This is a genomic window from Pseudomonas sp. 9.2(2024) (assembly GCF_039695385.1).
Classification (GTDB): domain Bacteria; phylum Pseudomonadota; class Gammaproteobacteria; order Pseudomonadales; family Pseudomonadaceae; genus Aquipseudomonas; species Aquipseudomonas paraglycinae.
Genome location: NZ_CP155585.1, coordinates 5,548,475 through 5,569,079, shown reverse-complemented (window position 1 = coordinate 5,569,079; position 20,605 = coordinate 5,548,475). Strand labels below are relative to the sequence as shown.

Sequence of the window (20,605 nt, the reverse complement as noted above, 5' to 3'; positions counted from 1 at the left end):
GGCCTGATCAATGCCGGAACATCTGTGCTAGTCTGCTCGCCCTTTTGGTTCCGGGCGCGCCGGGACGCGCTGTGTACGCACGGCATGTCCTGAGGCCGTCCGCACAGCGGAGCAGTGTCATGTCCGAAGTAAATCTGTCCACCGACGAAACCCGCGTCAGCTACGGTATCGGCCGTCAGCTGGGTGACCAGCTGCGCGACAACCCGCCACCGGGTGTCAGCCTGGACGCCATCCTGGCCGGCCTGACCGACGCCTTCGCCGGTAAGGAAAGCCGTGTAAGCCAGGAAGCCATGTCCGCCAGCTTCAAGGTGATCCGCGAGATCATGCAAGCCGAAGCCGCTGCCAAGGCTGAAGCCGCCGCTGGCGAAGGCCTGGCATTTTTGGCTGAAAACGCCAAGAAAGAAGGCATCACCACGCTGGCTTCCGGCCTGCAGTTCGAAGTGCTGACTCAAGGTGAAGGCGCCAAGCCATCCCGTGAAGACACCGTGCGTACTCACTACCACGGCACGCTGATCGACGGCACTGTGTTCGACAGCTCCTATGAGCGTGGCCAGCCGGCTGAATTCCCGGTCGGTGGCGTTATCGCTGGCTGGACCGAAGCCCTGCAACTGATGAATGCCGGCAGCAAATGGCGTCTGTACGTGCCGAGCGAACTGGCTTACGGCGCTCAAGGCGTTGGCAGCATCCCGCCGCACAGCGTTCTGGTGTTCGACGTCGAGCTGCTCGACGTTCTGTAATCCCGTTACCCTGCACAAGCGTGGCTTGTGCAGGGTTTCTCCGCCGATCTCATACTTCGATCTTGTTGTGCAGTTCACTGGTCGGGCGCAAGGCCCGGGCATAGCAGAACAGGAACAGATTGCGCACCAGCTCCTTGAGCACCAAGGGCTCGCTGGAACTCAGGCCGCTGACGTCCAGATCCCCTTGATCCTGCAACTCGTGCAGGGCTTCTTCTTCCAGTACGGCGCAGACTTCACCGGTTTCCCGATGCAGGATCCTGAGGTACGGGTGCGGGCGATCCAGCCAGGCGTCGATCAAATAAGTCATGGGTCTCATCTCCATTGAAAGGGTTTCAATGAGAATAATTCTTATTCGTCAAATAGCAAGCGCCTATTGGCGGTTTGTGATTTTTTGCGGGTAAAGATTGCGTAAGGTCAAAACGGCTGGCGTTTGGCTATCGCGAGGATTTGATGGGGATTGCGGGGGAGGGCGAAGCTCCATCCCACGGCGGGCGCGGGATGGAAGACAGCAGAATCAGACTTTTCTGACGAATTCGGATTTGAGTTTCATCGGGCCGATGCCGTCGATCTTGCAGTCGATGTCGTGGTCGCCATCGCACAGGCGGATGTTCTTGACCTTGGTGCCGACCTTGACCACCAGCGAGGTGCCCTTGACCTTCAGGTCCTTGATCACGGTGATGGTGTCGCCGTCCTGCAGGACGTTACCGACCGAATCTTTTTTCACGGCATCGTCGGATGCCACTTCGGCTTCACCGCCGGCAGACCACTCGTGGGCGCACTCCGGGCACACCAGTTGGGTGCCGTCTTCATAGGTGTATTCGGAATTGCATTTCGGGCAGGGTGGCAACGTGCTCACTAAGGCTCCTTGGAGAGGGGATCGCTAAAAGTCGCACATTGTATAGGGTTTTAGCCGCTGATGGCAGGCAACAAAAAACCGCAGGCTCCAACGGAGGCTGCGGTTTTTTATGATGCGGCGTTGATCAGTGCGTGCGGGCGACCGCGAATTCGCTCAGCTCAACCAGTGCATCGCGGTATTCGCTGGCTGGCAGTGCGTCGAGGCATTTGATCGCACGGGCCACGTAGTCACGGGCCAGTTGCGCGGTGTATTCCAGCGAACCGGACGCTTCCACGGCAATGCGGATGCTTTCCAGGTCTTCGATCCCGCCTTTCTGGATCGCCTGGCGTACCAGTGCGGCTTGTTCTGGCGTGCCTTCGCGCATGGTATAGATCAGCGGCAGGGTCGGCTTGCCTTCGGCCAGATCGTCACCGACGTTCTTGCCCAGGGTTTCGGCGTCGCCTTTGTAGTCGAGCAGGTCGTCGACCAGTTGGAACGCCACGCCCAGGTGGTCACCGAAGGTGCGCAGGGCTTCGCTCTGCTCGGCGGTGGCACCGGCCAGCGCAGCGGCGCTGTGGGTCGAAGCCTCGAACAGCATCGCGGTCTTGCCGCGGATCACTTCCATGTAGGTTTCTTCGGTGGTGCTGGCGTCGCGAACCTTGGACAGCTGCAGCACTTCGCCTTCGGCGATGATGCGCGTGGCCTGGGACAGGATCTTCATTACCGGCATCGAGCCCAGTTCGACCATCATCTCGAACGAGCGCGAGTACAGGAAGTCGCCGACCAGTACGCTCGGGGCGTTGCCCCACATGGCGTTGGCGGTCGAACGGCCACGGCGCATGCCGGACATGTCGACCACGTCGTCATGCAGCAGGGTGGCGGTGTGCAGGAATTCGATGGTGGCGGCCAGCAGGCGCATGTCGTCGCCTTCGCGACCCAGGGCCTTGCCACACAGCAGCACCAGTAAAGGACGCAGGCGTTTGCCGCCGGCCGACGTGATGTAATCGCCGATTTTCGATACCAGCGGCACTCGGGAAGTCAGCTGCTTCTTGATGATGCCGTCGACGGCGCTAAAATCGTCCGCCACCGCGCGGTAGAAAGCTTGGGGTTGCATCAGCGACAGGTGCTCCAGAAGGGTTGCGCGGCATGCTAGGACCCACGTCCGGGCCTGTCAAGGCGCGATGGACGGCCCCTTGCACGACTTCGAAGGCTTGCGTACAATCGCGCACCCTGAACTTCCTGGGCAGCACCTGCCTTACGCAATTGCACTTGGGCCGTTCCAGCCCCATGCAGCCATGCCAGCCAATACCTCTTCTTATAAAGAGCTGGGTGAGCAGGATTATCGGAGAAATACCATGTACGCAGTAATCGTTACCGGCGGTAAGCAATACAAGGTCGCTGAAGGTGAATACCTGAAGATCGAAAAACTGGAAGTCGCTACCGGCGAATCCGTGACTTTTGACCGCGTTCTGTTGGTCGCCAATGGCGACGACGTGAACATCGGCGCACCTGTTGTTGCTGGCGCAACCGTCAAGGCTGAAGTGATCTCCCAAGGTCGTCACGATAAAGTCCGCATCATCAAGTTCCGTCGCCGTAAGCACCACATGAAGCGTATGGGCCACCGCCAGTGGTTCACCGAGATCAAAATCACCGGTATTCAGGCTTAATTACAGCCTAATTCCTCACTAGGAGAATTGAACTCATGGCACACAAAAAAGCTGGTGGTAGTACCCGTAACGGTCGCGACTCAGAAGCCAAACGCCTTGGCGTGAAGATGTATGGCGGCCAGGTCATCAAGGCCGGCAACATCATCGTGCGTCAGCGCGGCACCCAATTCCACGCTGGCTACGGCGTTGGCATGGGTAAGGATCACACCCTCTTCGCGAAAATCGAAGGCGTGATCAAGTTTGAAGTAAAAGGCGCCTTCGGTCGTCGTTACGTGAGCGTTGTCGCAGCCTAACTGCGAGAGTGCTGGAGAAGCCCTGTCTTGCGACGGGGCTTTTTCGTTTGTGGGGTGAGTCTCTTGCAAAGCTGTTTGTATGGGCTGCCGGCGTGCGATGCAGGTCGTGGATTGGGGTCGCTGCGCTCATTTTTGCAAGAGTCTTATGTCTTGATTGTTTTTCGGCTCGTCCGTACGGCGAGAGGCGTTGGTTATGAAGTTTGTTGATGAAGTATCGATCCGCGTAAAGGCTGGCGACGGCGGCAATGGCTGCATGAGTTTCCGTCGGGAAAAATTCATTGAAAACGGCGGTCCGAACGGTGGTGATGGCGGTGACGGCGGTTCCATCTACATGATGGCCGACGAAAACCTCAACACCCTGGTGGACTACCGTTACACCCGGCACTTCGATGCCGAGCGTGGCTCCAACGGCGGCAGCACCGACTGCACCGGCAAGAAGGGTGAAGACCTGATCCTGCGCGTGCCGGTCGGCACCACCGTGATCGACTCCGCCACCCAGGAAGTCATCGGCGACCTGACCAAGGCCGGTCAGAAACTGATGGTGGTGCAGGGCGGCTGGCACGGTCTGGGCAACACCCGTTTCAAATCCAGTACCAACCGTGCGCCGCGCCAGACCACGCCGGGCAAGCCGGGCGAGCAGCGCGACCTGAAACTGGAAATGAAGGTTCTGGCCGACGTTGGCCTGCTGGGCCTGCCGAACGCCGGTAAAAGTACCTTTATCCGTTCGGTATCGGCTGCCAAGCCGAAAGTCGCCGATTACCCGTTCACCACGCTGGTGCCGAACCTGGGTGTGGTCAGCGTCGACCGCTGGAAAAGCTTCGTCATTGCTGACATTCCGGGTCTGATCGAAGGCGCTTCCGACGGTGCCGGCCTGGGCATTCGTTTCCTCAAGCACCTGGCGCGTACCCGTCTGTTGCTGCACCTCGTGGACATGGCGCCGCTGGACGACAGCAGTGCGCCGGACGCCGCTGAAGTGATCGTCAACGAGCTGATCAAGTTCAGCCCGTCGCTGGCTGAGCGTGATCGCTGGCTGGTGCTGAACAAGTGCGACCAGATCCTCGAAGAAGAGCACGAGGAGCGGGTCAAGGAAGTGGTCGAGCGTCTGCAGTGGGAGGGTCCGGTCTATGTGATCTCTGCCATCGCCAAAGAAGGTACCGAGCGCCTGACGCGCGATATCATGCGCTACCTGGAGGATCGTGCCGATCGTTTGGCCAATGACCCGGCCTACAAGGAAGAACTGGCCGATCTCGATCAGCGCATCGAAGACGAAGCCCGTGCTCAGTTGCAGGCGCTGGATGACAAGCGTGCCCTGCGTCGCAGCGGCGTGAAGTCGGTCCATGACATCGGCGACGATGACTGGGACGAAGAAGATGTGGATGACGAAGACGGTCCGGAAATCATTTACGTGCGTGACTGATTCGTTGCAGTAAACTTAAGCGCCGCTCAATCGAGCGGCGTTTTAGTATCTGGAAATCGGTTGGTCACGAATAACCACGAATAACGTCACGGGCAGCGCTGGGTCGCGTTGCCCTCAAGCTAAGGTTGAAGATGATGCGGAGCAAGGTGACAGGTGCGCAGCGTTGGGTCGTGAAGATCGGCAGCGCTTTGCTGACGGCGGATGGCAAAGGGCTGGATCGCGCGGCAATGGGTGTCTGGGTCGAGCAGATGGTGGCTTTGCACGAGGCCGGCGTCGAGCTGGTGCTGGTGTCCTCCGGGGCAGTGGCGGCGGGCATGAGTCGCTTGGGCTGGACCGCTCGACCCAGCGCGATGCACGAGCTCCAGGCCGCTGCCGCAATCGGCCAGATGGGCTTGGTGCAGGCCTGGGAATCGAGCTTTGCCGAGCACGGTCGGCACACTGCGCAGATTCTCCTGACCCATGACGACCTGTCCGACCGCAAGCGCTACCTGAATGCCCGCAGCACCTTGCGCGCGCTGGTCGAGCTGAAAGTCATCCCGGTGATCAATGAAAATGACACCGTGGTCACCGACGAAATCCGTTTCGGCGACAACGATACGCTCGCGGCGCTGGTGGCCAACCTGGTCGAGGCCGATCTGCTGGTGATCCTGACGGATCGCGACGGCATGTTCGACGCCGATCCGCGCAATAACCCTGACGCCCAACTGATTTACGAAGCGCGCGCCGATGATCCGACGCTGGATGCGGTGGCGGGCGGTACTGGTGGTGCATTGGGTCGTGGCGGCATGCAGACCAAGCTGCGCGCGGCGCGGCTGGCGGCACGTTCCGGGGCGCATACCATCATTGTTGGTGGGCGTCTGGAGCGCGTGCTTGATCGTCTGAAGGCGGGTGAGCGCATTGGTACGTTGCTGTCGCCTGAGCGCGGCATGCTCGCGGCGCGCAAGCAGTGGCTGGCCGGACATCTGCAAACCCGTGGCACGCTGGTGTTGGATGATGGTGCGGTTTCCGCGTTGTCCCAGGGTAACAAAAGCTTGCTGCCGGTTGGTGTCAAACTGGTTCAGGGCAGTTTTCGTCGCGGCGAAATGGTGGTTTGCGTGGCACCGGACGGTCGTGAGATCGCCCGTGGCCTGGCCAACTACAGCGCGCTGGAAGCGCAAAAAATCATCGGTCAGTCGTCTGATGCGATTGTCGGTTTACTGGGTTACATGGCTGAGCCGGAACTGGTTCACCGTGACAACCTGATTCTGGTGTAAGGAAAACGCGATGCGCAAGGCAAAAGGATTGTTGGGCTTGTTGGTGGCGCTGCCATTGCTGGCCTCGGCCGAGGAAATCGGTCAGGTATCGACGGTGTTCAAATTTGTCGGGCCCAACGACCGGATCGTGGTCGAGGCATTCGATGATCCGAAGGTTGAAGGTGTGACTTGCTACCTGTCGCGCGCCAAGACGGGTGGTGTGAAGGGTGGGTTGGGTCTGGCAGAGGATCGTGCCGAGGCGTCCATTGCTTGTCGTCAGGTCGGGCCGATCAACTTCAAGGGTGAGTTGAAGGATGGCGAAGAGGTGTTCAAGGAGCGCACTTCGCTGGTGTTCAAGACCATGCAAGTGGTGCGATTCCTCGACAAGAAGCGCAATACGCTGGTGTATCTGGTCTACAGCGATCGTCTGATCGAGGGTAGCCCGCAGAATGCGGTGACGGCGATCCCGATTTTGCCGTGGGCGTCGGCTCGTTAATCGCGCGTAAAAAAAAGAGGAGTCGGTTGGCTCCTCTTTTTTTTGCCTGTGATTTGCTGAGGTCAGAGCAAATCGCAGGCAATAAAAAACCGACCCTGAGGTCGGTTTTTTAATGACTACGTCGCTTAGGCAGCTTCTTTCAGTGCCTTGACGTGGCCATTCAGGCGGCTCTTATGACGAGCAGCCTTGTTCTTGTGGATGATGCCTTTATCGGCCATACGGTCGATAACTGGCACAGCCAGAACGTATGCAGCTTGAGCTTTTTCAGCGTCTTTTGCGTCGATGGCTTTAACTACATTCTTGATGTAGGTACGAACCATGGAACGCAGGCTGGCGTTGTGGCTGCGACGCTTCTCAGCCTGTTTTGCACGTTTTTTGGCGGAAGGTGAGTTGGCCACCGTCGAGCTCCTCGAAAGACTTTTTAGGAAATAGCAAACAAAATAGGCCGCGAATCATGCCGATGAAGAGATGTCTTGTCAAGGGCGCTTGAGACGTTCCGCTAAGTGGTAGGTATAAAGAGGCGGGATATTTATTTCCGGCGCTTGACCTGTAAACTCGCGAGCTTTGGCTCTGTGCTGTTGCGGCGCGGAGTATCGCACAAGTGGGCGCGTTATTCGCCTGCTGTTTATCGACAGGCACACATTCCTTCAATGAATCTGCTCAAATCGTTGGCCGCCGTCAGCTCTATCACGATGCTTTCCCGGATTCTCGGGTTTGTTCGCGACACGCTCATCGCCCGTACCTTCGGCGCCGGAATGGCGACCGACGCCTTCTTCATCGCCTTCAAACTGCCCAATCTGCTGCGCAGGATTTTTGCCGAGGGGGCGTTTTCCCAGGCTTTTGTGCCGATCCTGGCCGAATATAAAAACCAGAAGGGCGAAGAGGCAACTCGCACCTTTATTGCATACGTTTCCGGCCTGCTGACGCTAGTGCTGGCGCTGGTCACCGCGCTCGGCATGATCGCCGCGCCCTGGGTGATCTGGGCCACGGCGCCGGGTTTCACCGATACGCCGGAAAAATTCCAGCTGACCTCCGACCTGCTGCGAGTGACCTTCCCCTATATATTGCTGATCTCCCTGTCTTCACTGGCGGGTGCGATCCTCAATACCTGGAACCGTTTCTCGGTGCCGGCATTCGTGCCGACCCTGCTCAACGTCAGCATGATCGTGTTTTCGCTGTTCCTGACGCCGTACTTCGATCCACCGGTCATGGCCCTCGGCTGGGCAGTGCTGGTTGGTGGTCTGGCGCAGTTGCTCTATCAACTGCCGCACCTGAAAAAGATCGGCATGCTGGTGCTGCCGCGCCTGAATCTGCGTGATACCGGCGTCTGGCGGGTGATGAAACAGATGCTGCCGGCGATCATCGGCGTCTCGGTCAGCCAGATTTCCCTGATCATCAACACCATTTTCGCCTCGTTCCTGGTGGCGGGTTCGGTGTCGTGGATGTATTACGCCGACCGTTTGATGGAACTGCCGTCCGGTGTGCTGGGTGTGGCGTTGGGCACGATTCTGCTGCCGACCTTGGCCAAGACCTACGCCAGCAAGGATCGCCACGAATATTCGCGGATTCTCGACTGGGGCCTGCGCCTGTGCTTCGTGCTGGTGCTGCCGTGTGCGCTGGCGCTGGGGATTCTGGCCGAGCCGTTGACGGTTTCGCTGTTCCAGTACGGCCAGTTCAGCGGTTTTGACGCGGAAATGACGCAGCGGGCGCTGATTGCCTATTCTGTCGGTCTGCTCGGGATTATCGTGATCAAAGTGCTGGCGCCGGGCTTTTATGCGCAACAAAACATCCGTACGCCGGTAAAAATCGCAATCTTCACCCTGGTGGTTACTCAACTGTTCAACCTGGTGCTGATCGGTCCGCTGGCCCATGCCGGTCTGGCGTTGGCGATCAGCGCCGGTGCCTGCCTGAATGCCGGGCTGCTGTTCTATCAATTGCGCAAACAGCAGATGTATCAACCGCAGCCGGGCTGGTTGAAGTTCGGTTTCAAGCTTGTGGTTGCGGTGGCGGTGATGTCGGCGGTGCTGTTGATCGGCATGCATTTCATGCCCGCTTGGGATCAGGGCCACATGTTGGAGCGCTTCCTGCGCCTGGGCGCGTTGGTGGTTGCCGGCGTGGTCGCTTATTTCGGTATGTTGCTGCTGCTTGGTTTCCGCCTGCGCGACTTCAATCGCAAGGCGTTGAACTGAGGTTTCACCCTTGAAAGACGGGCGCGAGCCGGCAGTTTTGTCGGCTCGATCACTTTGGGTTACGGTGTTGCCTGTCGTCGGCCGTCGGGTGTGGTTATAATCGGCCACTTTATGAGCAAGAAGCGCGTTATGCAGCTGGTTCGAGGCCTCCACAATCTGCGCCCCCAGCATCGGGGCTGCGTCGCCACTATTGGCAACTTTGACGGTGTTCACCGTGGTCACCAGGCTATTCTGGCCCGACTGCGTGAGCGTGCGCTCGAGTTGGGCGTACCCAGCTGCGTGGTGATTTTCGAGCCGCAGCCACGGGAATTCTTTGCCCCGGAGACCGCGCCGGCGCGTCTGGCCCGGTTGCGCGACAAGCTGCAACTGCTGGCCGCCGAAGGCGTCGACCGGGTCTTGTGCCTGGCCTTCAACCAGCGCCTGAGCAAACTCAGCGCCAGCGAGTTCGTCGATACCATCCTGGTCGATGGCCTCGGCGTGCAGCATCTGGAGGTCGGTGACGATTTCCGCTTCGGTTGCGACCGTCTCGGTGATTTTGATTTCCTGTTGCAGGCCGGGCAGGTTCACGGTTTTACCGTGGAAGCCGCGCAAACCGTCGAGCTGGACGGCATTCGTGTCAGCAGCACCCAGGTGCGCAACGCGTTGGCCGCCGCCGATTTCGCGCTCGCCGAACGTTTGCTCGGTCGCCGATACCGGATTGCCGGTCGCGTGCTGCATGGCCAGAAACTGGCCCGTCAACTGGGTACGCCCACGGCGAATATTCAACTGAAACGCCGTCGCGTGCCGTTCACCGGGGTTTACCTGGTCGACGTCGACATCGACGGCAAGACCTGGCCCGGCGTCGCCAATATCGGCGTTCGGCCCACGGTCCAAGGTGATGGCAAGGCCCACCTTGAAGTCCATCTTTTAGATTTTGCCGGCGATCTGTATGACCGGCGTTTGACGGTGGTTTTCCACCAGAAGCTGCGTGAAGAGCAGCGTTTCGCCTCCCTGGAGGCATTGAAAACGGCGATCAGCGCGGATGTCGCCGCCGCCCGTGCACTAGCCGCACCTAGCGCCCATCGCTAATGAAGAGCCTTAAATGACCGACTATAAAGCCACGCTAAACCTTCCGGACACCGCCTTCCCAATGAAGGCCGGCCTGCCACAGCGCGAACCGCAGATCCTGCAGCGCTGGGACAGTATTGGCCTGTACGGAAAGTTGCGCGAGATTGGCAAGGATCGTCCAAAGTTCGTCCTGCACGACGGCCCTCCGTACGCCAACGGTACGATCCACATCGGTCACGCACTGAACAAGATTCTCAAGGACATGATCATCCGCTCGAAGACCCTGTCGGGCTTCGACGCGCCGTATGTCCCGGGCTGGGATTGCCACGGCCTGCCGATCGAGCACAAGGTTGAAGTGACCCACGGCAAGAACCTGGGCGCGGACAAGACCCGCGAACTGTGCCGTGCCTACGCCACCGAGCAGATCGAAGGGCAGAAGTCCGAATTCATCCGTCTCGGCGTGCTGGGCGACTTCGCCAATCCGTACAAGACCATGAACTTCAAGAACGAGGCCGGTGAAATCCGCGCCCTCGCCGAAATTGTCAAGGGCGGTTTCGTGTTCAAGGGCTTGAAACCTGTGAACTGGTGCTTCGATTGCGGTTCGGCCCTGGCCGAAGCGGAAGTCGAGTACGAGAACAAGAAGTCCTCGACCATCGACGTAGCGTTCCCGATCGCTGACGAGGCCAAACTGGCCGCCGCATTCGGTCTGCCGTCCCTGGGCAAACCGGCCTCGATCGTGATCTGGACCACCACCCCGTGGACCATCCCGGCGAACCAGGCGCTCAACGTTCACCCGGAATTCACCTACGCTTTGGTCGACATCGGCGACAAGCTGCTGGTGCTGGCTGAAGAACTGGTCGAATCCTGCCTGACCCGTTACGGCGTCGAAGGCACCGTATTGGCCACCGCACCGGGTTCGGCGCTGGAACTGATCAATTTCCGTCACCCGTTCTATGACCGTCTGTCGCCGGTGTACCTGGCCGACTACGTGGAACTGGGCGCCGGCACCGGCGTGGTTCACTCCGCCCCGGCCTACGGCGTGGACGACTTCGTGACCTGCAAGAAATACGGCATGGTCAACGACGACATCCTCAACCCGGTACAAAGCAACGGCGTTTACGTGCCGTCGCTGGAATTCTTCGGCGGCCAGTTCATCTGGAAAGCCAACCCGGCCATCGTTGAAAAACTCACCGAAGTCGGTGCGCTGCTGCACACCACTGTCATCGAACACAGCTACATGCACTGCTGGCGCCACAAGACCCCGCTGATCTACCGCGCCACCGCGCAGTGGTTCATCGGCATGGACAAGGAGCCGGTATCCGGCGACACCCTGCGCGTGCGCTCGCTCAAAGCCATCGAAGACACCAAGTTCGTCCCGGCCTGGGGCCAGGCGCGCCTGCACTCGATGATCGCCAACCGTCCGGACTGGTGCATCTCCCGTCAGCGCAACTGGGGCGTGCCGATCCCGTTCTTCCTGAACAAGGAAAGCGGTGAACTGCACCCACGCACCGTCGAGCTGATGGAAGAAGTCGCCAAGCGCGTTGAAGTCGAAGGCATCGAAGCCTGGTTCAAACTCGACGCGGCCGAACTGCTGGGCGATGAAGCGCCGCAGTACGACAAGATCAGCGACACCCTCGACGTCTGGTTCGACTCGGGCACCACGCACTGGCACGTCCTGCGCGGTTCGCACCCGATGGGCCACGAAACCGGCCCGCGTGCCGACCTGTACCTGGAAGGTTCGGACCAGCACCGTGGCTGGTTCCACTCGTCCTTGCTGACCGGTTGCGCCATCGACAACCACGCGCCGTACCGCGAGCTGCTGACCCACGGTTTCACCGTGGACGAGTCCGGCCGCAAGATGTCCAAGTCCCTGGGCAACGTGATCGCGCCGCAGAAAGTCAACGACACCCTGGGCGCCGACATCATGCGTCTGTGGGTCGCGTCGACCGACTACTCGGGCGAGATGGCCGTGTCCGAGCAGATCCTGCAACGCAGTGCGGATGCCTACCGTCGTATCCGTAACACCGCACGCTTCCTGCTTTCCAACCTGACCGGTTTCAACCCGGCCACCGACCTGCTGCCGGCCGAAGACATGCTGGCGCTGGATCGCTGGGCGGTGGATCGCACCCTGCTGCTGCAACGCGAGTTGCAAGAGCACTACGGCGAATACCGTTTCTGGAACGTCTACTCGAAGATCCACAACTTCTGCGTGCAGGAGCTGGGTGGTTTCTACCTGGACATCATCAAGGATCGCCAGTACACCACCGGCGCCGACAGCAAGGCCCGTCGTTCGTGCCAGACCGCGCTGTTCCACATCTCCGAAGCGCTGGTGCGCTGGATCGCGCCGATCCTGGCGTTCACCGCCGACGAGCTGTGGCAATACCTGCCGGGCGAGCGCAACGAATCGGTGATGCTCAACATCTGGTACGAAGGCCTGACCGAGTTGCCGGAAGGCTTCGAGCTGGGTCGCGAGTACTGGGATCGCATCATGGAAGTGAAGGTGGCGGTCAACAAAGAGATGGAAATCCAGCGCGCGGCCAAGGCCGTCGGTGGCAACCTGCAAGCCGAAGTGACGCTGTTCGCCGAAGACGCGCTGACCGCCGACCTGGCCAAGCTGAGCAACGAGCTGCGCTTTGTCCTGATCACTTCGACTGCCACTGTTGCACCGTTCGTGCAGGCTCCGGCCGATGCTGTGGCCACCGAAGTCAGCGGCCTGAAGCTGAAGATCGTCAAGTCCGCCTTCCCGAAATGTGCCCGTTGCTGGCACTGCCGCGAAGACGTCGGCGTGAACCCGGAGCATCCGGAAATCTGCGGCCGTTGCGTGGACAACATCGATGGCGCCGGCGAGGTTCGTCACTATGCCTAATGCCGTTGGCCGTTTCGGACGGCTGAGCTGGCTCTGGTTGAGCTTGCTGGTTCTGGTCATTGACCAGGCCAGCAAGTTCTACTTCGAAGGCAAGCTCGAGATGTTCCAGCAGATCGTGATCATCCCTGATTACTTCAGCTGGACACTGGCCTACAACACCGGCGCTGCCTTCAGCTTCCTCGCGGACAGTTCTGGCTGGCAGCGCTGGCTGTTCGCCCTGATCGCGATTGCGGTCAGTGCGGTGCTGGTGGTCTGGCTCAAGCGCCTGGGCCGCAACGAAACCTGGCTGGCCATTGCGCTGGCGCTGGTTCTGGGCGGCGCACTGGGCAACCTTTATGACCGCATTGCCCTGGGCCATGTGATCGACTTCATTCTGGTGCACTGGCAGAACCGCTGGTACTTCCCGGCGTTCAACTTCGCCGACAGCGCCATCACCGTTGGCGCGGTGATGCTGGCACTGGACATGTTCAAAACCAAGAAATCCGGAGAAACCGTTCATGACTGAACAGGTATTGGCTGAGCAACGCATCGGCCAGAACACGGAAGTCACCTTGCACTTTGCATTGCGCCTGGAGAACGGCGACACAGTCGACAGCACCTTCGACAAAGCCCCGGCGACCTTCAAGGTCGGCGACGGCAACCTGCTGCCGGGCTTCGAGGCGGCGTTGTTCGGCTTCAAGGCCGGCGACAAGCGTACCCTGACCATTGAACCGGAAAACGCATTCGGCCAGCCAAACCCGCAAAACGTACAGATCATTCCGCGTTCGCAGTTCGCGGACATGGAACTGTCGCCGGGTCTGCTGGTGATCTTCAACGATGCGGCCAATACTGAGCTGCCGGGTGTGGTGAAAGAGTTCGACGACGCGCAAGTGACCGTCGACTTCAACCACCCGCTGGCCGGCAAGACGCTGACCTTTGACGTGGAAATCTTCTCCGTCAAAGCGCTGTAATTGCTGTTCTTCAGGAGCCGGCTGACCGGCTCCTGTAATGATCCAATCTTTCGCGCGCAAGACACGAGGCACCGCATGCAAATCAAACTCGCCAACCCCCGTGGCTTCTGCGCCGGCGTGGACCGGGCGATCGAAATCGTCAACCGCGCCCTGGAGGTTTTCGGGCCGCCGATCTATGTGCGTCATGAAGTGGTGCACAACAAGTTCGTGGTCGAAGACCTGCGCAGTCGTGGCGCGATCTTCGTCGAAGAGCTCGATCAGGTACCGGACGACGTGATCGTGATCTTCAGTGCCCACGGCGTTTCGCAAGCCGTGCGCACCGAAGCCGCCGGCCGTGGCCTGAAAGTGTTCGACGCCACCTGCCCGCTGGTGACCAAGGTGCATATCGAAGTCGCGAAATACAGCCGCGACGGTCGCGAGTGCATCCTGATCGGCCACGCCGGTCACCCGGAAGTCGAAGGCACCATGGGCCAGTACGACGCCAGCAATGGCGGCGCGATCTACCTCGTCGAAGACGAGAAGGATGTCGCCGAGTTGCAGGTGCACAACCCTGAAAAACTCGCCTTCGTCACCCAGACCACGTTGTCCATGGATGACACCAGCCGTGTCATCGATGCGCTGCGTACGCGTTTCCCGGCTATTGGCGGGCCGCGCAAGGACGATATCTGCTACGCCACACAAAACCGTCAGGACGCGGTCAAGCAATTGGCCGACGAATGCGACGTGGTGTTGGTGGTCGGCAGCCCGAACAGCTCCAACTCCAACCGCCTGCGTGAACTGGCCGAGCGCATGGCCACGCCGGCCTACCTGATTGATGGCGCCGAAGACCTGCAAAAAAGCTGGTTCGACGGTGTCGAGCGTATCGGCATCACCGCCGGCGCCTCCGCTCCGGAAGTACTGGTGCGTGGCGTGATTCAGCAGTTGCAGGCCTGGGGCGCCACCGGCGCCGACGAACTGGCCGGGCGTGAGGAGAACATCACGTTCTCGATGCCTAAAGAGCTGCGCGTTCGCTCGATCTGATCGCTTTATCCTTTCGGCATAACGCCTGTTCAGTCTTTTGGCTGGTCAGGCGTACGCGACCGGTTGCTGCCAGCACCACCTGGAGCCGGCTGACCGGCTCGCGAGCCGAGCATAGATGTAACGTCCCCGCCTGAAACTTCCGATCCGGCACCAGTGGCTGGCCCAGGCTGCTGAAGCGTATGTAGCGGCTCACCAGCCAGTTGCCGACAATCGGTATCCGTCCGTCACTCGCCTGCTCGATCAGCAATGGATTACCGGCATCTACCGGACCCTTTCCGCTGATATCCAGAATGATCCGCCAGCCCTGACCCCAATCACCGTTGATGCCATGAATCACCACGCTCTGATTGCGCGTGATGGCCATGGTCCGGGCATTACGAATCCCGTCGAGCAAAGACTGCGCGGCCTGCTGCCGCCGGTTTGATTCGGTGAAGTCCGCCAGCGCCGGACTGACCAGCGACAGAACAATTGCGCCGATCGCCAGTCCCATAAGCAGTTCGACCAGACTGAAACCCTGTTGCGGCATGTGCGCCTCCTCCCTGGATTGTGCACGGCGGCGCAATCCGTGCGCCGCACGCGGTAAATCAACCGGCGCATGCCGGTCGAATGTTCTAGGTTTGTACAGGTATAGCCGACGGCAACGGAGGGCATCGATGGATCATCGTACAAAAGGTTTCACGCTGATCGAGCTGTTGGTGGCGCTCGCGGTGTTTGTGATCCTGATCACGATGGCGGTGCCGGCATTCACCCGTTCGGTGCAGGGCAGCAAGGCCGACACCGAGGTCGGCGACCTGCAACGGGCCCTCAATTACGCAAGGCTCGAGGCGATCAACCGGGGCGTCACCACCCGCTTGCGGCCGAGTGCCGGCGGCACGGTCTGGACCGGTGAACTGTCGGTCTACGACAGTACTGGCACTCCGGCCAATGTATTGCGGGTTGTTCCAGCGATGAGCAGCGGCGCGACTCTGACGCTACCCTCTGGAGTGACCGCGCTGGATTTCAACAACCTGGGCGGGCTGGCGGCACCGTCCACGGCGGTGGCCATCAGTTATGTGCTGGGAACGCAAAGCAGGACGCTGAACGTGTGTCTGAACGGACGAATTCAATTGGGTGGAAATTGCGGATGAGGGCAGGGAGCAAGCACGCACAGGAGGGCATGACGCTGATTGAAGTGCTGGTCGCGTTACTGATTCTGACGGTCGGGTTGCTGGGCGCAGCAGCGGTTCAGCTCAATGCGCTGAAGTACACCGACAGCTCACGGATGACCAGCCAGGCGAGTTTCATCGCCTACGACATGATGGACCGGATCCGTGCCAATTCGGGCGCCGACTACACTGTCACGCCGCCGACTACGGGCAACCTGAGTGTCGCCCGGGATCAGGATCTCTACGACTTCACCACCAACATCGTCAATTTTGGCGGACCGACCGCCACCGGCAGCATCACCCTCAATCAGCGCGTGTACACCATCACCATCACCTGGAGTGACGCGCGTGCTGCCAATACGACCAGTGCAACCCGCAGCTTTGTGCTGACCAGCCGCGCTGCGGTCGATCCGGTGGCCACGCCATGAAGCGCAAAAACCTGGGCTTTGGCCTGATCGAAATGCTGGTTGCTCTGGCGCTGGGGTTGATCGTGGTACTCGGCGTGGTGCAGATTTTCCTGGCGGCGAAGAATACTTACGTCAGCCAGAACAGTGCGGCCGCCATGCAGGAAGACGCGCGGTTCGTGTTGAGCAAGATGATTCAGGAACTGCGCATGGTGGGTATGTTCGGCTGCCTGGGCACGATTACCGATTCCAGCTCGGCGGGGGATTTCAATACGGCGCAGATCACGCCGATCAGCTGGGACAACGCCAACCTCAAGCTGACCCTGGTTACCGCCGATGTCGGCAGTGCGGGCGGGACACCGACCTGGACCGTGGTCTCCGATTGCCGCAACAGCGCCACCGCTTATACCGGCGCGCGGGCGGCGGCGACGGGCCAGATCGCATTTCCGATCCGTCGGCTGGTCTACAGCTTCAGCAACAACCAGATTCTGATGGGCACCGGCAGCGGTAACCCGGCCCAGCAGGTGCTGGTGAACAACGTCAGCGCGTTCACGGTGATGTTTGGTCTTGCGAGTTCCGCGACCGACGTGGCGGCGTCCACCTACAGCGCCAACCCGGGTGATCCGGCGCGGATCCGCAGCGTGCGCCTGAGCCTGACCCTCACTGACCCGAATAACCGGGTCCGCAATCAAACCTTCAACGTGGTTGCCGCCTTGCGCAACCGCTTGCAGTGAGGGGCGAGCGATGAACGTTTCTCTCCATCGGCGACGGTCCCAGGGCGGCATGGTGTTGCTGGTCAGTCTGGTGTTTCTGCTGCTCCTGACGGTGATCGGCCTGTCATCGATGCAGAGCGCCAACCTGCAGGAAAAAATGGCTGGCAGCGTGAGCCTGCGCAATCAATCGTTCCAGACTGCCGAGGCGGCACTGCGTATCGGTGAAAGTGCGGTGCAACTGGACGGCTACGCGCTGGCGGTGTGCGCCAGCACCACTCAATGTGCGCCGCCGGCGGAATCCTCGGTGGTCAGCGCAGCGGGGCTCAACTCCACGTCGGGCGTGACCTGGATCGCCGCTGGCAGCGGGTTTTACGGAGTGCAGAACATCGGCACGACCCTGACGGCGGTGAATGTGCCGAGCAACACCTCGGCGACTTTGTACAGGGTCACGGCCGTCGGCATCGCCGGTACTTCGCGCAGTGTGGTGGAGAGTGTTTATGCGAAGTACTGAGCGACGCTTCAAGTGGCTGTCGCTGCTGCTCGGCATGCTGACCGGGCTTTATCTGGCTGCACCGGCGTTTGCTTTCACGCCGTCCGATTCGCCGCTGTTGAGCGCGGCGGCCGTGCCACCGAACGTGATGTTGATGATCGACGACTCGGGCAGCATGAACAGCATCATTTATGCGACGGGTTTTGATCCGACCGTGGATCGCACGGCGGCCCGCCAGTGCAACGCGGTCATCGGCCTGTGCCTGAGCTCAACTGCCATTACCGGCGATACGATCTTTCTGTCGAGCCTGCCAACCTCCGGCTGCTCCGGCGGTGCCTATGCGTTCTACAACAACAGCCTGACGCCGCTCTGCCTGAAGCTGCCGGATCCGGTGGGCAGCGGCAACACTCGCTATTCGGCGGATTACATTTCCTATGTGGTCGGGCTGGCGATCAACAACGGCACGCGCGACTTCACCACCGGCGCGATTCCCAACGACTACCGGATCAACGTGGCGCGCAACGTTTCCACCGCACTGGTCACCAGCAACCGCAACCTGCGCATGGGTCTGGCCACCTTCAACCCGGCCACCAGCAATAACCCTGGCAACGGTGGTTTCATTGCCCGCTCCATCAGCGACCTGTCACCGGTCAGCGGCAGCGTGACCCAGGCCCAGGCCGACACCAACTACAACGCACTGATTTCGTCGATCAACGGCCTGAGCGCGGTGGCCAACACGCCGCTGGCCGAGACCTACTACGAAATCACCCGCTACATGCGCGGGATGGCGCCGTACTACAACAGCACGCCGAGCACTTACACCAGCCCGATCCAGTACCGCTGCCAGAAAAACTACGGGGTGGTCATTACCGACGGTTTGCCGACCTACGACCGCACCTTTCCGAGCAATGATCCACTGGGTGGCAGCCGCTTGCCGAACTGGGACGGCATCAACAATGACGGGAACAACCTGAACGGGGACGGGGAGGGCGATACGCTGTATCTGGACGATATCGCCAAGTTCGCCTTCGATATCGACATGCGTTCGACCGGTACCGACGCGGCAGGCAAGAGCTGGAATGCGGTGGATTTTCCCAGGCAGAACATGAACACCTACACCGTGGGTTTTACCGCTTCCAACGACATGCTCTCGGACGCCGCCGATTACGGACAGGGCCGCTACTACCAGGCGACCGACAGCGCCGGCCTGAATGCCGCGCTGTCCTCGGCGTTGAGCGACATCACCTCCAAGGCCGGCTCCGGCGGCAGCGGTGTCGCCAGCGGGACGACGCTGGCGAGCGGCACCAGTTATTTCCAGACCAGTTATGACCCCAAGGACTGGCGCGGCACGATCAAGTCCTTTGGCTTCAACTCGGCCGGGGCAGTCAACACCTCGGCGGTATTGTGGACCACCGACACCGCCATCGTGCCCGGCGCTACCGCGCCGACCTACCAGTCGTGGAACACCCTGAACAACGCGGCGGTGACGCTGGCTTACGGCAATTTCTCCCCGGCCCAGCAGACCGTTCTCAGCCAGGGTTTACCCGTCGGCATCAGCGGCATCGACCTGGTCGAATGGAGCAAGGGCACCAACAAGGCCGGGCTCAAAGTGCGCAGCGTATTGCTCGGGGACATCATCAACTCGCCGCTCGTATTGGCTTCGCCCACGGAAAAAACCGCTTCCGATCTGGCCGGTGACACCACCTACAGCACCTACCTGACCACCAAGGCTTCGAACATGAATGCCAGCCTGGTGGTGAACGCCAACGACGGTTTTGTCAGCGTCATCAACTCGGCCAACGGTACCCGGCGCTATGCCTACATGCCGTCCAGCGTATTGCCCTCGCTGCGCCTTATTGCCGATCCGAACTACGTCAACGGCGTCAGCCACAAGTTTCTGGTGGATGGTCAGATCGGTGTGTTCGACGCGCAATTCGGCACGGCCTGGAAAACCCTGGCCATCGGCGGGACGGGGGCCGGTGGCAAGAGTTTCTACGGGCTTCAGCTGTTCGACGCCTCGGCGGGCAACGTTATCCGCGCCTTGTGGGAAGTCAGCGCGCCCGCCACCGCCAGTACTTCCAACGCTTTCAATGATCTGGGTTACGCCTATGCCCGTCCGGAGGTGGCACGCTTGGCCGATGGTCGCTGGGCGGCGTTCATTGCCAACGGTTACGGCAGCAACTCCGGGGTGGCGGCGCTGTATGTGCTGGATGTGCGTGACGGCTCGCTGATCAGGAAAATCGTCATCGACAGTACGGAAACCACCAACGGTTTGTCCTCGGTGAAGCTGCGGGTCAATTCGCAGAACGTGGTACAGGCCGCATATGGTGGTGACTTGAAGGGGCGCTTGTGGAAATTCGACCTGAGCGCCACGTCGTCCGACAGCTGGGGCGTGGCGTTTTCCGGCAAACCGTTGTTCACCACGGCTGGCGGGGCAACTCAGCCAATCACCGCGCAACCGTTGCTGGCGGACAATGCTCTGGGCGGCAAACAGATTTTCGTCGGCACCGGCAAATTCAATGAAACCGCCGACAAGACCAACAAGGATCTGCAGGCGTTCTATTCGGTGTGGGATGCCGATGGCGGGTCGGGCCAGATCACAGTCAGCAGTTTGCAGGCGCAGGCGATTACCGGGGTGTTCTCCGGCAGTACCGGGCAGTTCGTCACCACCAGCCAGAACGACACGACCTATCCAGCGGAGAAGGGCTGGTACCTGCCGCTGGTGTACAACAACGCGTTGACCGGCGAACGGGTGATCAACCAGGCCAGTCTGGTGCTGGGACGCATCGTGTTCACCACGGCCAGTGTCGATACCACCGACCCGTGTTCCAGTTTCGGTACCGGCAAACTGATCGAACTCGATGCGTTCAGCGGTAAGATGCTCAACTACGCGGTGCTCGACACCAACGCTGATGGCGTGGTCGACAGCAACGATACGATTTCCAGCGGCGTGGTGTTCACCGGCGGTATCCCGACCCTGAACGCCATCGTCAACGGTGCATCACGCAAGGTCGTGAACGATTCCAGTGGCGGTATCACCACCCTGGTGGAAAAATCCGGCGGCGGCAGCCGTCGTATCATGTGGCGCCAAATTCAGTAAGCGA

Annotated in this window: 22 protein-coding genes; 17 read left to right on the top strand and 5 right to left on the bottom strand. The window is 60.3% G+C overall.

Translation table 11 applies throughout. The features are described from left to right. Positions 1 to 119: 119 nt before the first annotated feature. Positions 120 to 737, top strand: a complete 618-nt coding sequence (locus tag ABFB52_RS25145) for an FKBP-type peptidyl-prolyl cis-trans isomerase (protein ID WP_007950965.1) — start codon at positions 120 to 122, stop codon at positions 735 to 737. A 49-nt stretch (positions 738 to 786) separates the two neighbouring features. Here ABFB52_RS25145 and ABFB52_RS25140 read toward each other — a convergent pair whose 3' ends face one another. From ABFB52_RS25140 to ABFB52_RS25130, 3 genes are all read right to left on the bottom strand, one after another. After that, positions 787 to 1,044 carry a hypothetical protein gene (locus ABFB52_RS25140; RefSeq protein ID WP_007950964.1) on the bottom strand — a complete coding sequence of 86 codons (258 nt, stop codon included), beginning with the start codon at positions 1,042 to 1,044 and terminating at the stop codon, positions 787 to 789. A gap of 207 nt (positions 1,045 to 1,251) precedes the next feature. Then, positions 1,252 to 1,593 carry a zinc ribbon domain-containing protein YjdM gene (locus tag ABFB52_RS25135; RefSeq protein ID WP_007950963.1) on the bottom strand — a complete coding sequence of 114 codons (342 nt, stop codon included), beginning with the start codon at positions 1,591 to 1,593 and terminating at the stop codon, positions 1,252 to 1,254. A 124-nt stretch (positions 1,594 to 1,717) separates the two neighbouring features. After that, complete coding sequence (locus tag ABFB52_RS25130; RefSeq protein WP_007950962.1) at positions 1,718 to 2,686, bottom strand: polyprenyl synthetase family protein; 969 nt, start codon at positions 2,684 to 2,686, stop codon at positions 1,718 to 1,720. Positions 2,687 to 2,927: 241 nt separating this feature from the next. Here ABFB52_RS25130 and rplU point away from each other — a divergent pair, with 241 nt between their 5' ends. The 5 genes from rplU (at position 2,928) to ABFB52_RS25105 (ending at position 6,677) form a co-directional block, all read left to right on the top strand. Beyond that, the gene (gene rplU / locus ABFB52_RS25125) at positions 2,928 to 3,239 is read left to right on the top strand and encodes a 50S ribosomal protein L21 (RefSeq protein ID WP_003228361.1); all 312 of its coding nucleotides are present in this window, start codon (positions 2,928 to 2,930) and stop codon (positions 3,237 to 3,239) included. A 35-nt stretch (positions 3,240 to 3,274) separates the two neighbouring features. After that, positions 3,275 to 3,532 (top strand): 50S ribosomal protein L27, encoded by a 258-nt coding sequence (gene rpmA / locus ABFB52_RS25120; protein WP_003228360.1) that lies wholly within the window; start codon positions 3,275 to 3,277, stop codon positions 3,530 to 3,532. Positions 3,533 to 3,725: 193 nt separating this feature from the next. Next, on the top strand, positions 3,726 to 4,949 hold the full coding sequence (cgtA, locus tag ABFB52_RS25115) for an Obg family GTPase CgtA (RefSeq protein ID WP_102686320.1): 1,224 nt from the start codon (positions 3,726 to 3,728) through the stop codon (positions 4,947 to 4,949). 134 nt (positions 4,950 to 5,083) lie between these two features. Then, entirely contained in the window at positions 5,084 to 6,202 is a 1,119-nt protein-coding gene (proB, locus tag ABFB52_RS25110; RefSeq protein ID WP_045121906.1) for a glutamate 5-kinase, read from the top strand. A gap of 10 nt (positions 6,203 to 6,212) precedes the next feature. Next, the gene (locus tag ABFB52_RS25105) at positions 6,213 to 6,677 is read left to right on the top strand and encodes a CreA family protein (protein ID WP_129972808.1); all 465 of its coding nucleotides are present in this window, start codon (positions 6,213 to 6,215) and stop codon (positions 6,675 to 6,677) included. Positions 6,678 to 6,802: 125 nt separating this feature from the next. On the opposite strand, the gene rpsT is transcribed toward ABFB52_RS25105, so the two are convergent. After that, complete coding sequence (gene rpsT / locus ABFB52_RS25100) at positions 6,803 to 7,075, bottom strand: 30S ribosomal protein S20 (RefSeq protein WP_003228351.1); 273 nt, start codon at positions 7,073 to 7,075, stop codon at positions 6,803 to 6,805. 252 nt (positions 7,076 to 7,327) lie between these two features. Here rpsT and murJ point away from each other — a divergent pair, with 252 nt between their 5' ends. The 6 genes from murJ (at position 7,328) to ispH (ending at position 14,749) form a co-directional block, all read left to right on the top strand. After that, a complete protein-coding gene (gene murJ, locus ABFB52_RS25095; RefSeq protein ID WP_102686319.1) occupies positions 7,328 to 8,866 on the top strand; it encodes a murein biosynthesis integral membrane protein MurJ in 1,539 nt (512 codons plus the stop codon). A 129-nt stretch (positions 8,867 to 8,995) separates the two neighbouring features. Beyond that, positions 8,996 to 9,934 carry a bifunctional riboflavin kinase/FAD synthetase gene (gene ribF / locus ABFB52_RS25090; RefSeq protein WP_085747713.1) on the top strand — a complete coding sequence of 313 codons (939 nt, stop codon included), beginning with the start codon at positions 8,996 to 8,998 and terminating at the stop codon, positions 9,932 to 9,934. 13 nt (positions 9,935 to 9,947) lie between these two features. Next, positions 9,948 to 12,779 carry an isoleucine--tRNA ligase gene (ileS, locus tag ABFB52_RS25085; RefSeq protein WP_129972809.1) on the top strand — a complete coding sequence of 944 codons (2,832 nt, stop codon included), beginning with the start codon at positions 9,948 to 9,950 and terminating at the stop codon, positions 12,777 to 12,779. Then, entirely contained in the window at positions 12,772 to 13,284 is a 513-nt protein-coding gene (gene lspA / locus ABFB52_RS25080; RefSeq protein ID WP_074691487.1) for a signal peptidase II, read from the top strand. Before ileS ends, lspA begins: the two co-directional genes overlap by 8 nt. A 7-nt stretch (positions 13,285 to 13,291) precedes the next feature. Continuing rightward, entirely contained in the window at positions 13,292 to 13,729 is a 438-nt protein-coding gene (fkpB, locus tag ABFB52_RS25075; RefSeq protein ID WP_173892710.1) for an FKBP-type peptidyl-prolyl cis-trans isomerase, read from the top strand. 75 nt (positions 13,730 to 13,804) lie between these two features. After that, positions 13,805 to 14,749, top strand: coding sequence for a 4-hydroxy-3-methylbut-2-enyl diphosphate reductase (gene ispH, locus ABFB52_RS25070; protein WP_038361699.1), 945 nt, complete (start codon positions 13,805 to 13,807; stop codon positions 14,747 to 14,749). On the opposite strand, the gene ABFB52_RS25065 is transcribed toward ispH, so the two are convergent. Further along, positions 14,721 to 15,275: a GspH/FimT family pseudopilin gene (locus ABFB52_RS25065; protein ID WP_085747716.1), complete on the bottom strand. Its 555-nt coding sequence runs from the start codon at positions 15,273 to 15,275 to the stop codon at positions 14,721 to 14,723. The two genes, ispH and ABFB52_RS25065, sit on opposite strands and share 29 nt — an antisense overlap. A gap of 127 nt (positions 15,276 to 15,402) precedes the next feature. On the opposite strand from ABFB52_RS25065, the gene ABFB52_RS25060 reads away from it, so the two are divergent. Genes ABFB52_RS25060 through ABFB52_RS25040 form a run of 5 tightly spaced genes read left to right on the top strand, consistent with a single transcriptional unit; the run spans position 15,403 to position 20,601 of the window. Then, positions 15,403 to 15,876, top strand: a complete 474-nt coding sequence (locus ABFB52_RS25060; protein ID WP_085747717.1) for a GspH/FimT family pseudopilin — start codon at positions 15,403 to 15,405, stop codon at positions 15,874 to 15,876. After that, positions 15,873 to 16,322: a type IV pilus modification protein PilV gene (pilV, locus tag ABFB52_RS25055; RefSeq protein WP_085747718.1), complete on the top strand. Its 450-nt coding sequence runs from the start codon at positions 15,873 to 15,875 to the stop codon at positions 16,320 to 16,322. The genes ABFB52_RS25060 and pilV overlap by 4 nt, the downstream gene beginning before the upstream one ends. Next, positions 16,319 to 17,032: a prepilin-type N-terminal cleavage/methylation domain-containing protein gene (locus ABFB52_RS25050; protein ID WP_085747719.1), complete on the top strand. Its 714-nt coding sequence runs from the start codon at positions 16,319 to 16,321 to the stop codon at positions 17,030 to 17,032. Before pilV ends, ABFB52_RS25050 begins: the two co-directional genes overlap by 4 nt. A gap of 10 nt (positions 17,033 to 17,042) precedes the next feature. Then, on the top strand, positions 17,043 to 17,522 hold the full coding sequence (locus ABFB52_RS25045; protein ID WP_085747720.1) for a PilX N-terminal domain-containing pilus assembly protein: 480 nt from the start codon (positions 17,043 to 17,045) through the stop codon (positions 17,520 to 17,522). Beyond that, positions 17,509 to 20,601: a PilC/PilY family type IV pilus protein gene (locus ABFB52_RS25040; protein WP_346836109.1), complete on the top strand. Its 3,093-nt coding sequence runs from the start codon at positions 17,509 to 17,511 to the stop codon at positions 20,599 to 20,601. The genes ABFB52_RS25045 and ABFB52_RS25040 overlap by 14 nt, the downstream gene beginning before the upstream one ends. The last annotated feature ends 4 nt before the right edge of the window (positions 20,602 to 20,605 follow it).